9 protein-coding genes are annotated in these 12898 nt (G+C 70.4%); 3 read left to right on the top strand and 6 right to left on the bottom strand.

The window, feature by feature from the left end:
* Positions 1–425: 425 nt before the first annotated feature.
* From AB0I88_RS01560 to AB0I88_RS01535, 6 genes are all read right to left on the bottom strand, one after another.
* On the bottom strand, positions 426–1529 hold the full coding sequence (locus AB0I88_RS01560; RefSeq protein WP_361017141.1) for a glycosyl hydrolase 53 family protein: 1104 nt from the start codon (positions 1527–1529) through the stop codon (positions 426–428).
* A 93-nt stretch (positions 1530–1622) separates the two neighbouring features.
* Positions 1623–2720: a glycosyl hydrolase 53 family protein gene (locus tag AB0I88_RS01555; protein ID WP_361017139.1), complete on the bottom strand. Its 1098-nt coding sequence runs from the start codon at positions 2718–2720 to the stop codon at positions 1623–1625.
* Positions 2721–2810: 90 nt separating this feature from the next.
* Positions 2811–3827, bottom strand: a complete 1017-nt coding sequence (locus AB0I88_RS01550) for a LacI family DNA-binding transcriptional regulator (protein ID WP_361017137.1) — start codon at positions 3825–3827, stop codon at positions 2811–2813.
* Positions 3828–3841: 14 nt separating this feature from the next.
* A complete protein-coding gene (locus tag AB0I88_RS01545) occupies positions 3842–4690 on the bottom strand; it encodes a carbohydrate ABC transporter permease (protein ID WP_361017136.1) in 849 nt (282 codons plus the stop codon).
* A gap of 1 nt (position 4691) precedes the next feature.
* Positions 4692–5666: a sugar ABC transporter permease gene (locus AB0I88_RS01540; protein ID WP_361017135.1), complete on the bottom strand. Its 975-nt coding sequence runs from the start codon at positions 5664–5666 to the stop codon at positions 4692–4694.
* 65 nt (positions 5667–5731) lie between these two features.
* Positions 5732–7045, bottom strand: a complete 1314-nt coding sequence (locus tag AB0I88_RS01535; protein ID WP_361017133.1) for an extracellular solute-binding protein — start codon at positions 7043–7045, stop codon at positions 5732–5734.
* Positions 7046–7255: 210 nt separating this feature from the next.
* Here AB0I88_RS01535 and AB0I88_RS01530 point away from each other — a divergent pair, with 210 nt between their 5' ends.
* From AB0I88_RS01530 to AB0I88_RS01520, 3 genes are all read left to right on the top strand, one after another.
* Positions 7256–9514, top strand: coding sequence for a beta-galactosidase (locus AB0I88_RS01530; RefSeq protein ID WP_361017131.1), 2259 nt, complete (start codon positions 7256–7258; stop codon positions 9512–9514).
* A gap of 144 nt (positions 9515–9658) precedes the next feature.
* On the top strand, positions 9659–11668 hold the full coding sequence (locus tag AB0I88_RS01525) for a TRAP transporter fused permease subunit (RefSeq protein ID WP_361017129.1): 2010 nt from the start codon (positions 9659–9661) through the stop codon (positions 11666–11668).
* A gap of 36 nt (positions 11669–11704) precedes the next feature.
* Positions 11705–12706, top strand: coding sequence for a TAXI family TRAP transporter solute-binding subunit (locus AB0I88_RS01520; protein ID WP_361017128.1), 1002 nt, complete (start codon positions 11705–11707; stop codon positions 12704–12706).
* The last annotated feature ends 192 nt before the right edge of the window (positions 12707–12898 follow it).

The following is a 12898-nucleotide window of genomic DNA, read 5'->3' as shown; positions in this document are numbered from 1 at the left end:
GAAGGGCCGCCGCCTCCGGGCAGCGGCCCTTCGCCGCTTCGCGGAGATGCCGGTGCCCGCTCCGGCGCGCTCCCGCTCCAGCCGGTCGCCGGTCCGAGTCGATCCGATCTCCGGTACGGGTGGCCTCGCCCCGCCCGATCGGGGCCGTTCCGTCCGTGCGGCGCGGCCTTGCTGCCGGGTCCGGCCGGTGCCGCGCCCGCCGGGCCGAGCTCGATGGCCGGGCAACGGCTGGTCGTGGGGGCCGCCTCAAAACGCTCGAAAGGGGGCCGGCGGCCGGCCGGGAATCGATCTCCGCCCGGTGGGCGCGGCACGGGCGGGGGTGGGCAGCGGCTCGCGGGTCTTCCACGGCGGGTTCGGGCAGCCCGTACCGGAAAGGCAGAAGCCCGGCCCGGCAGAAGCCGGACCGGGCCGCTGGGGTGAGACCGTCAGGGGGTCCACTTGATGTACGGGTTGACCTTGCCGCCCCAGTCGAACACGGCCATGTTGTCCCAGCCGTCGCCGGTGCCGTTGATGTTCGCCGGGTCCCAGCCGTTGCCCTTGATGGCGTACCAGGTGGGTTCCCAGTAGAAGACTCCGACGGCGCCCGCGTTGCGGGCCGTGTTCTGGACCCAGGTGAACTGCTGGGCCTGGCCCGCCGAGGTGGCCGGGATGCCGTCGCAGAGCACGGTGCCGGGGATGGAGTTCTTCTCGCTGTCGGCGTCCGCCGCGGTGAACTGGTAGGCCGTCTCCACGACGACCACCGGCTTGCCGTAGCGGGTGCGCATGTCCACGATCACGTTGTAGAGGTTGGCCAGCGTGCCGTGCCACATGCAGTAGTAGGACAGCGCGGTGACGTCCCAGGTCACGCCGGCCGCTTTGATGCCGTCGTAGAACCAGCGGGCGTTCGTCATGCTGTCGGAGTTGGCGGTGTGGATGATGACCTGCGTGCCGCTGTTGCAGGCCTTGGTCGCGTTGTAACCCTGCTTGAGCAGCGACGCCAGCGGGGCGAAGTCGCTGTTGACGACCTGGCCGCGCGGCCACAGCATGCCGACGTTGATCTCGTTGCCGATCTGCACGCTGTCCGGGGTGAGCCCGGCCGCTTTCAGGCTGGTGCACACGTCGTAGGTGTAGTTGTAGACGGCCGTCCGCAACTGGGTGAGCGAGTAGGACGCCCAGGCCGCCGGCGGGTACTGCTTGCCGGGGTCGGCCCAGGTGTCCGAGTAGTGGAAGTCGACCATCAGCTTCAGGCCCTTGGCCTTGATGGCCGCGGCCTGCTGGAGCACCTTGGCCTTGTTGTTGTAACCGCTGGCCGGGTTGTTCCAGACGCGCAGCCGGGCGTAGTTGACGCCGGCCGTCTTGAGGATGTCGTAGGGGTTGGCCTGGACACCCGAGGCGTTGTAGTACTTGCCGCCGAGGTCGAGCGTGCGCTGCAGCGACGACACGTCGGCGCCGAGCATGGTGAGGGAGGCGGCCTGTGCGGGGGCGGGTGACACCACCAGCGCGACCGCGAGGACCGCGGCCGAGAAGGCGGCTCGGAGGGACGGTTTCATGTGCGCTCCTTCAGTGACGAGGAACGGTTTCCGGCGCCGGGGACGGACGCCGGCTTGCGTCGCGGCCCGGCTCTCACCGGGCCACGATCAAGATCAACGAAGCCAGCGGACGTACGGGTTGACGCGCCCGCCGTCGTCGAAGATCGCCATGTTCTCCCAGGCGTTGCCGGAGTTCTCGATGTCCTCGGTGTCCCACCCGTTGCCGTCGACGGCGGTCCAGGTGGGTTCCCAGTAGAAGACGCCGATCGCGCCGGCCGCCCGGGCGGTGGTCTGCACCGCGGCGAACTGCTGTGCCTGACCCTGCGGGGTGGCGGGGATGCCGTCGCACGGTGCGCTGGAGAGCATGATGTTCTCCAGGTGGTCGTAGTTCTCGGTGGTGTACGGGTACGCCGTCTCCGCGATCACCACGGGTTTGCCGTACCGGTCGGTGACGTCGCCGATGACCGTGCTCAGGTTGTCCAGCGTCCCGTGCCACATGCAGTAGTAGGACAGTGCCGTGACGTCCCACTTGGCGCCGGCCGCCGTGATGCCGTCGTAGAACCAGTGCGCCGCGCCGATGTTGCCGGCCAGCGCGGTGTGCACCATGACCTCGGTGCGTTTGCTGCACGCCTTGGTGGCGTCGTACCCGGCGTTGAGCAGTTTGGACAGCGGACCGAAGTCACTGTTGGTGACGTAGCCGGTGGGCCACAACATGCCGACGTTGATCTCGTTGCCGATCTGCACGCTGTCCGGGGTGGTGCCCTGCCGTTTCAGGCTGGTGCAGACGTCGTACGTGTAGTCGTAGACGTCCTTCTGCAGCTGCTCCAGCGAGTGCCCCTCCCACGCGGCGGGGGTGTACTGCTTGCCCGGGTCGGCCCAGGTGTCCGAGTAGTGGAAGTCGACGAGCAACTTCATGCCGCGGGCCTTGGCCGCCCGGGCCTGCTCGAGAACCTTGGCCTTGTTGGAGTAGCCGCTGGCCGGGTCGTTCCAGATGCGCAGCCGGACGTAGTTGGCCCCGGCCTGCTTGAGGATGTCGTACGGGTTGTCGCGGCGCCCGCGCGCGTCGTAGAACCGCTGGCCGAGTTCCAGCGACCGCTGGAGTGTCGACACGTCGGCGCCGCGCATGCGCCACCCGTCGCTGTCGTGGGCGACGGCGGGTGAGGGGATGAGGGCCACCGCGAGGAAGGCGGCGACCGCGAGGGACGGTTTCATTGACACTCCTTTGTGGTCTTCCATGACAAAAGGGGTCGTTTTTGTGCAAGGCCGGCCTCGATCAAGGGGGTTCATCGAGGCCGGCCGGTCTCAGGCGGGGGAGCTGCCCCGTACGACCAGGCTGGTGGGAACGGTGATGGAGAGCGGGGTACGCCCGGCGATCACGTCGGTGAGCAGCCGGACCATCTCTTCACTGATCCGTTCCAGCGGGTGCCGGACGGTGGTGAGCGGCGGCTCGGTGGTGGCCGCCAGCCCGGAGTCGTCGAAGCCGACCACCCGGATGTCGCCGGGCACGTCGCGCCCGGCCTCGCGCAGCACCGGCAGGGCGGCCGCGGCCATCGCGTCCGAGGCGGCGAACACCGCGTCCACGTCGGGCGCCCGGTCCAGCAGCGTGCGCATCCCGGCCGCGCCGCTCTCCCGGCTCCAGTCGCCGTGCACGATGTACGCCGGATCGACGCTGATACCGGCCGCGACCAGCGCGTCGGTGTAACCGCGCAGCCGGAACACGCCGCCGAAGGTGTCCTGCGGCCCGGTGATCGTGGCGATCCGCCGGCAGCCGTGGGCGAGCAGGTGCTCCACGGCCGACCGGCCGCCGCCCCAGTCGTCCGCCGACACCGAGCTGATCCGGTCCTCGAAGCCGAGCACCTGTCCACAGGCGACGATCGGCACCTCGGCCTCGACCAGTTGCCGCAGCAGCGGGTCGCCGGAGTGCGGCGACACCAGCAGCACCCCGTCGACGTGGCCGCCGGAGAGGTACGCGATGGCGCGGCTGCGCTCCACCGGCGTCGACGCGATCATCAGGATCAGGGTCAGCTCCCGGTCGGAGAGGGCCTGGGCCACCCCGCGCAGCAGCACGGAGAAGTTCGGGTCCTCGAAGAGCAGGTGCTGCGGCTCGGTGAGCAGGAACGCGATCGAGCCGGACTTCCCGGTGGCCAGCGACCGGGCGTGCGGGTTGGCGGTGTAACCGGTGCGGGAGATGGCGTCACGCACGGCCCGGACTGCCTCGGGACTGACCCAGTCACGGCCGTTGAGCACCCTGGAGACCGTCGCGTAGGACACCCCGGCCTCAGCCGCGACGTCGCGGATGGTGGGGCGTTTGCGTGACACCTTCGGGATCATAGCTAGGCCTTCACGCCGCCGGCGGCCAGGTCGACCTGCCAGTAGCGCTGCAACGTGAGGAACAGGGCGATCAGCGGGATGATCGAGACGAATGCCCCGGTCACCACGGCCGTGTACATGGCCGGCTGGTTGGCGCCCTGGTTGAGCAGCCCGTTCAGGCCGACCGTGATCGGGTACAGCTTGTCGTCGCCGAGCATGATGTACGGCAGCATGAAGTTGTTCCAGATCGCCACGAACTGGAAGAGGAAGACGGTCACCAGGCCGGTCCGCATCATCGGCAGCACCACCGTGCCGAAGGTGCGCCAGTCCCCGGCCCCGTCGATGCGCGACGCCTCCAGGATCTCGGTGGGCACCGACGCGGCCGCGAAGATCCGGGCCAGATAGATGCCGTACGGGCTGATGAAGCTGGGCAGCAGCACCGCCCAGTAGGTGTTGGTCATCCCCACCTTGGCCAGCAGCAGGTACTGCGGGATGGCCAGGATGACGCCGGGCACCAGGACGCCGGCCAGGATCACGTTGAACACGAAGCTCTTGCCGCGGAACTCGAACTTCGCCAGGGCGTACCCGGCCATCGCCGAGATCAGCGTGGACGCGGCCGCGCCGACGCCGGCGTACAGGGCGGTGTTGGCCATCCACCGCCAGTAGAGGCCGTCGCGGTAGCCGCTCAGGTCGGCGAGGTTGTCGAACAGGTGGGTGCTCGGCGCCAGCGTGAACGTGGAGAACAGCTCGCTGGAGCTCTTCGACGAGGCGATGAGCACCCAGAGCACCGGGAGCAGGCAGTAGGCCGCGCCGAGCAGGAGGAGCCCGGTGGCGATCGGGCTGCGCCTGCGCGCCGCTGTCATGACGGACATGTCAGTCCTCCTGGTTGAAGGCCCGGCGCCCGACGAGCTTGAGGAAGCCGAAGGACACGATGAACGTGGCGAGCGCGATGATCACCGAGGTGGCGGCGGCCGCGTAGATGTCGTTGCGGGTGAACGCGTCCCGGTAGACCTTCATGAGCGGCGTCCACGTCGTGGAGATCGTGTTGGCCAGCGGCCGCAGCGTCATCGGCTCGGCGAAGACCTGCAGGGTGGCGATGAGCGAGAAGACGAAGGTCATGATCAGTGACGGCAGCACGATCGGGATCTTGATGCGCCAGGCGATCGCGACCTCGGAGGCGCCGTCGATGCGGGCCGACTCGTACAGGCTGGTCGGCACGGCCTTCAGCGCGGTGTAGATGACGATCATGTTGAAGCCGGTGCCGCCCCAGATCGCGATGTTGGCGACCGCCCAGATGGTCAGGCTGCTGGAGAGCAGGTTCGGCGCGGTGACGCCGAGCGCCTCGAACGCGTCGGTGATCGGGCTGACCCGGGGCAGGTAGAGGAAGCCCCACAGCAGCGAGGCGACCACGGCCGGCACCGCGTACGGCAGGAAGATCGAGATCCGGGCGAACCTGCCGATCGACTCGCGCGTCCGGTTCGCGTCCAGCAGCAGCGCGAACAGCAGGGCCAGGCCGAGCATGATCGGGACGACGATCAGGCCGTACATCCCGATCCGGCCGACGCTGGGCAGGAAGTCGGGATCGGTCAGCGACCGGGAGTAGTTGTCCAGCCCGGCCCAGATCTCGGTCCGGGCCTTCGAGCCCAGCCCGAGGCCGCTCACCTTGACCTTGCGCAGGCTCAGGTAGGCGGCGTAGACGATCGGCGCGGCCAGGAACGCGGCGAAGAGGATCAGCGCCGGTGCGAGGAAGCCCCAGGGGGTGGCGGTCCCGCGTTTGGCGGGCCGGCGGCGGGCGGCCACGGTCGCGGGGGCCGCGGTCGCGCTCGGTGCGGTGGTGGTCAGCGACATCGCCGAATCTTCCTTTCGGAGCGCTCCGGGCGGGCACGATCGGCCGCGCCCGCCCGGAGACGATCTCAACCGGCGACGTTGAACCCGGAGTTCTTCAGGTCGTCGACGGTGGTCTTCTGCATGGTGGTCAGCGACTCGGTGAAGGCGGCGGCCTTCTTCGACTCGGCGGCCTTGCCGAAGGCGTCGTTGAACGCGCTGTAGGCGACGTTCACGTTCGGGCCGTAGGTGAACGGTGCGAGCTGCTTCGACGCCTCACCGGCGATGGTGTAGTAGTCGGCCTGGTCGGCGAAGAACGCCGGCGGGCTGGTCAGCACACTGGTGGCGTCGTTCGCGGCCGGGTAGACGTTGGCCTCGGTGGCGAGCAGCTTCACGGCCTCGGGGTCGCTGTTGAGCCAGGCGACGAACTGAGCGGCCTGCTTCTTGTGCTTGGACTGGGTGGTCACGCTGGTGGCCGAGCCGCCCCACGCGCCGGTCGCCGGGGCCGCGGCGTCCCACTGCGGCATCGCGGCGGCCTTCCACTTGCCCTTGGTGTCCTTGGCGGAGCCCTCCAGGACGCCCGGCGCCCACACGGCGCTGACCCAGCCGACCTGGGTGCCGTCGTTGAGGGCGGCGTTCCACTCCGGGGTGTACATCGGCTTGTTGTCGATGACGCCCTTCTCCACCAGGCCACCCCAGTAGGCGGCGACCTTCTGGGTGGCGGGCTCGTCGATCTTCACCGACCAGGCGTCGCCCTGCACGCCCCACCACGAGGCGCCGGCCTGCTGGGCGAGGCCGGTGAACAGGCCCGCGTCGGTGGCCGAGAAGGTGCCGAGGTACTGCTTCGGGTTCGCCTTGTGGATCTTCTCGGCGGCGGCGGCGTACTCGTCCCAGGTCTTGGGCGCCTGCAGGCCGTTCTTCTCGAAGACGTCGGCGCGGTAGAAGAACATCAGCGGGCCGGAGTCCTGCGGGACGCCGTAGACCGCTTCCGAGCCCAGCGTCACGCCGTTCCAGGTGCCGGCCGGGAACTTGTCCTTGAGCGATCCGGCGTCACCGGCGATGTCGGCGAGCGCGTCGGCGGAGACCAGCGTGGGGATCTTCTGGTACTCGGCCTGCATGACGTCCGGTGCGCCGGAGCCCGCCTTGATCGCGGTGAGCAGCTTGGTGACGGCCGGGTCGCCGCCGTCCTGCTTGTTGACCGTGACCTGGATGTTCGGGTTCTTGGCGTTCCAGGCGGCGACGACCTTGTCCATGTTCGGCGCCCAGGTCCAGTAGGTCAGCGCGACCTTCTCGTTGGGGTCCGTGGTGCTCTCGGACGAGGAGTCGGAGCTGGAGCAGGCGGTGCCGGTAAACAGTGCCGCGGCGGTCAGGGCCGCCATGAGCGGGGCGAATTTCGTTTTCATCGATCCTCCTTGATCGGCTTGGCCGGGAACGGAAAGCCGGGGACGGTGCCTCACCGGAAGCGTGTCGCTCGGTGCGGCCCCTGTGACCGGTTACAGTGCTGGTGTTACGGCGATGTGTCAAGCCCTTGCGTCCTACCCGTTACTCCTGTGTATCGTTCGGGCTCGCCGGCCTGTGACCGGTTACAGTCAAACCCGCAAGGAGCTGATCCCATGTCGTGGCTCGAGCCGCTCTCCGTTCGCCACCAACCCTGGGCGACGCCGCTGCGCCGGCCGCGGATGAGCAACTCCGAAGACGTACGGGACGGCGTCTCGCTCACCAACCGCTACCTGATCCGCGACGGTGTTCCGGTCATCCCGGTCTCCGGCGAGCTGCACTACAGCCGGGTCCCGCGTGGGCGCTGGGCCGAGCGGCTGCGCCAGATGAAGGCCGGCGGTGTGACCGTGGTGGCCAGCTACGTCTTCTGGCTGCACCACGCGCCCACCCCGGACGAGACCCGCTTCGACGGCAACCTCGACGTCGGCGCGTTCGTCGACCTCGCCGTCGAGACCGGCCTCGACGTGGTGCTCAGGATCGGCCCGTGGTGCCACGGCGAGGCGCGCAACGGCGGCTTCCCCGACTGGGTGCAGCACGCCCCGGTCCGGCACCGCACCGACGACCCGGCGTACCTCGCGCTGGTCACCCCGTGGTTCGCGTCCATCGCGGCGGCCGTCGGCCCCCGATTCGACAAGATCATCGGCATTCAGCTGGAGAACGAGCTCTACGACCAGCCGCAACACCTCGTCACGCTCAAACGCCTGGCCCGGGCGTCCGGCATGTCCGCGCCGCTGTGGACCGCCACCGCCTGGGGCGGCGCCGACCTGCCCGCCTCCGAGGTGCTGCCGCTCTACGGCGGCTACGGCGACGGCTTCTGGGTCGACGCCGACGCCCCGTGGGACCCGACCTTCCGCGACCACTACTTCTTCTCGCACGTCTGGGACGACCCGGGCATCGGCGCGGACGTACGCCGGGCCCAGGCGATCGCCGCCGCCTCCGGGGGACCGCGCACCCCGTCCGACGAGTTCCCGCCCGCCACCTGCGAACTCGGCGGCGGCATGGCCACCGCGTACCACCGGCGGCCACGGCCCGAGGCCCTCGACGTCGCCACCATCGCCCACTGCAAGATCGGCAACGGCTCGGCCTGGCAGGGCTACTACATGTACGCCGGCGGCACCAACCCCGGCCCGGACACACACGAGTCGCACGCCACCGGCTACCCCAACGACATCACCCCTCTCGGCTACGACTTCCACGCGCCGATCGGCGAGGCCGGCACCCTCGCCCCCAGCCACGCCGAACTACGCCGTCAGCACGCCTTCCTGTCCGCTTTCGGCCACCTGCTCGCGGAGATGCCGTCCAGTCTTCCGGACGTACGGCCCGCCGACGTCGAGGACTCCGAAACCCTGCGGTGGGCACTGCGCAGCGACGGGGAGAGCGGCTTCCTCTTCGTCTCCCGGCACCAGCCGCACTTCCCGCTGCCGGCCTACCAGGGCGCACGTTTCCAGGTCACCCTCGCTCCCGACCGGGTGATCGAGTTCCCGGAACGGCCGATCGACATCCCGCCCGGCACCCTGGCCCGCTGGCCGCTCCACCTGACCGCGGGCGGCACGACGATCACCTGGGCCACCGCCACGGCGCTCACCCTGCTGACCGGCGACGTGCCCACGCTCGTGCTGGTGGCCGCCCCCGGCATCGACCCCCAGATCGCCGTGGCCGATTCCGTTCACGACATCACGCCCGGCTTCGAACCGGTTCGCCTCGAGGGCCTCGACGTGCTCGTCCTGCCCGCCGAGGCGGCCGCGACGATCTGGGTCCGCGAGGACGGCGGACGCCGCCTGCTGCTCAGCGACGACGAGCTGCAGTGGGACGCCTCCGGCACGGTGACGGTCAAGGCCGTCAAGACCGCGGACGTACGGGCGTACGACCCGTCGCTTCGTGCCTTCCGCTCGATCGGCGTGCCCCGCAACACCGCCCCGGTGACCGAGAACGTCACCGTCGAGGAGCTCCGCCCGGCCGCCCCCACGGTCCCGGTCAGCTACGGCAAGCACGAGGGCCGCCCGTCCGCCCCCGCCCCCGACGTCTTCGACGAGCTGGCCGCCGTCTACCGCCTCCGCCTGCCCGGCTGGGCCGCCGACGGGTCCCGCGACCCGCTGCTGCGGATCATCTGGGCCGGCGACGTGGCCGAGCTGCGGATCGACGGCCGGACCGTCACCGACCGCTACTGGGACGGCTCCGGCTGGACGGTCAACCTCACCGACATCGGCTACCGGGCCGGCGCCCAGCTCACCCTGCACCTGCTGCCGCTGGCCGCCGGCTCCCCGGTCTCGGTCCCGAAGGAGGCCCGCACCCGCCTGGCCGCCATCGAGACCCAGTTGCTGGCCATCGACACGGTCGAGGTGACCGCCCGCGCCACCTCGACCGTCACCCCCTGACCCGAACGGGGGGAGGGAGCGCGGCCCGGGCAGGGCCGCGCTCCCCCGGGCCGAGGGGCCCCGCGAATCCGAGACCTTCCGGTAGGAACCGGCCCCGGTCGCCGATCGTTACTGGAAGGGATGTCACATAGTACTGTCCGTTCCATGGGCGATGATCGATCTCTGGCGGACCCGCCCGCCGTGCACTACGACGAGGAGGAACGGCCGGCCCGGCAGTTGACCGGCCGGACCGGGCTCCTCGTCTCGGTCGTCGCGTTCGCGGTCGCGCTGTTCGTCCTCTGGCAGGTGTTCCGGCCGCTCGCCCAGGGCAGCCAGTACTACCTGATCATCTTCCTGGCCGGGACCCTGCCGCTCGTCTTCCTCGCGTACCGATCGGGGTTCGGTGGAGGGCGGGAGACGCCCGGGGTGACCGACTGGATCCTGGCCGGCGGCTCGCTGGTGGTCTGCCTCTATCCCATCGTGGGCGGCTACGACGACTTCCTGAACCGGCAGGGCCTGCTCGAACCGGTCGACATCGTGTTCGGCGCGGTGCTGCTGGCCCTGGTGATCGAGGCGTGCCGGCGTACCACCGGGTGGGCTCTGCCGATCGTCTGCCTGCTCTTCCTGGCGTACGGCTACTACGGCGGCCTGCTGCCGCAGACCTGGCCGATCGCGCACTCCGGGCTCGACTTCGCACAGATCGTCGACGCCCTCTACAACTCGGGCAGCGGCTTCTACGGCACCCCGCTGGACGTGGCGGCCACCTACATCGTGCTGTTCACCATCTACGGCGCGGTGCTCGACCTGTCCGGGGCGAGCCGCTTCTTCGTCGACCTGTCCGTCGCGGCCTTCCGGAGATCACGCTCCGCGGCCGGGCGCACCGCGGTCGCCGCCGGCTTCCTGCTCGGCACGGTCTCCGGATCCGGTACGGCCACCGCGGTCAGCGTCGGCGCCGTCACCTGGCCGATGCTGCGCCGCGCCGGCTACCCGCCCGAGCAGGCCGGCGGCATGCTGGCCGCGGCCGGGGTCGGTGCCATCCTGTCGCCACCCACCCTGGGCGCCGCCGCGTTCATCGTCGCCGAATACCTGAACGTCTCCTACCTGACCGTCCTGGGCTGGGCGATGATCCCGACCGTCCTCTACTACCTGGGCATCCTGCTCGCCGTGGAGATCGATGTCCGCCGGCACGGGGTCCGCGCCGTCGAGGCCCCCGCCACCGGCGCCTGGCGCCTGCTCGGCCGCTTCGGCTACCACTTCTCCTCCCTCATCGTCATCGTCGCGCTGCTGGCCCTCGGGGTGAGCGCGACCCGCTCGGTGGTCTACGCGACGATCCTGGCCGGGGCGCTGTCCTTCCTGGACCGGCGGCACTGGATGACCCCGCGGCGGATCTTCACGGCGCTCTCCGCGGGCGTGCGCGGCGTCCTGCCGGTGGTCGCGGTCTGCGCCGCGGCCGGGGTGATCACCGCGACCACCACGAAGACCGGCCTCGGCGCGCAACTGGCGTCTCTGCTGGTCAACGGCGCGCGGGCGATCACCGACGAGCCGGCTGTGGTGCTGGCGCTGACCGTGGTGCTGGCCGCGTTCGCGCTGGCGCTGCTCGGCCTGGCGGTGCCGGTGACGGCCAGCTTCATCATCGGCTGGGTGATCATCGGGCCGGCGCTGCTGACGCTCGGCGTCCCGGCGCCCGCCGCCGCCATGTTCGTCTTCTACTACTCGGTGCTCTCCGAGGTCACCCCGCCGACCGCGCTGGCCGCGGTCGGCGCGAGCGCGATCACCGGCGGCCGCGCCATCCCCACCATGTGGCAGGCGCTGAAGTACGCGTTGCCGGCCTTCCTCGTGCCGATCGCCTTCGTGCTGACCGACGAGGGCGAGTTCCTGCTGGCCCGCGGCCCGCTGCTGGGCATCCTCTGGACCACCGTGGTGGCCGCCCTGGCCGTGTTCGGGCTGGCCGTCGCCACCGGCGCGTGGATGCCGGGCGTCGGTGCGACCGGGCCGGCGACCCGGGTGCCGGCCGCGGTCGCCGGGCTGCTGCTGCTCTACCTCGATCCGGTGGCGATCGCCACCGGCGTGACGGCGCTCCTGGCCGCCGTGCTGGTCAGCATGCTCGAGAAACGCCGGGCCACGGCCGCACCCCTTCCCGAGGGCCCCGCGCCCCGGGCACGGACCCCCCAGTAAGTCGCCCTTGCCGAACCACTCTCCCCGGAGGAAAGCATGAGACGAATACTGAGCTTGGCGCTGGCCGGCACGCTCGCGGCCGCCACCGCGGCGTGCGGCGGCCGGCAGGACTCGGCGAACACCGACACCGGCGGCGCGGTCACCTGCGAGGTGTCCGCGGACGCCCGGATCGGTATCGCGACGGGTAACGCCACGGGCGTCTACTTCACCCTCGGCAACGCGTACGCCGAGCAGATCAACGCCGTGGGCGGGAGAGTCCAGGCGACCGCCGCCGAGACCGGCGCGTCGGTGCAGAACATCCAGCAGTTGGTCGCCGGGACCTACGATGTCGCCTTCTCGCTGGCCGACACGGCCGCCGACGCGGTGAACGGCACCGGAAGCTTCACCGAGAAGCAGAAGGTGGCCGCCCTGTCACGCATCCACAACAACTACACGCAGGTCATCGTCCGCAAGGCGGCCGGGATCTCCGACGTCGCCGGGATGAAGGGCAAGCGGGTCTCGACCGGCTCCCCGAAGTCCGGCACCGAGGTGATCGCCAACCGGCTGCTGACCGCGGCCGGGCTCGAACCGGACACCGACGTCCAGGCGCAGAAGCTGGACCTGACCAAGACCGTCGACGGGATGAAGGACGGCAGCATCGACGCCCTGTTCTGGTCCGGCGGCCTGCCCACCCCGGGCATCACCGACCTGCTCACCACGAGCGGGGACCAGGTCGAGTTCCTCGACATCACGCCGCTGCTGCCCGAGATGCGGAAGATCAACGAGGTCTACCAGGAGGGCGTCATCCCGGCGGCCACCTACCGGACGGCGGCGGACGTGAAGACCATCGTCGTGCCCAACGTCCTGCTGGTCCGGGAGGACCTGGACCCGGACGTCGCCTGCGTGCTCACCAAGACCCTCTTCGACCGCAAGGCCCAGCTGGAACAGACCAGCGCCGCCGCCAAGGAGATCGAACTGGAGACGGCCCGCGAGACCGCCCCGGTGACCGTCCACCGCGGCGCCACCAAGGCGCTCGACGACCTGGGCGCCCCGCGGTAAGGATGAGGGGAGGCCGATCCGGCGGCCTCCCCGATTCCCGTGCAACCTTCCCCGGTGCTCGCCTCGTGTTTAGCGGGACCGACGGGATGGAGACCTCTTAACGCCATCCCCACGGATGAATCCGGGGGATTTCCCAGCTCAGACCGCACCCGACCCACCGACCCCGAGGGGAGGCGAGCCGCATGTCTCACG

Origin of the sequence: Actinoplanes sp. NPDC049802 (assembly GCF_040656595.1) — a bacterium.
Classification (GTDB): Bacteria; Actinomycetota; Actinomycetes; order Mycobacteriales; family Micromonosporaceae; genus Actinoplanes.
This window is presented reverse-complemented; position numbering and strand designations above follow the sequence as displayed.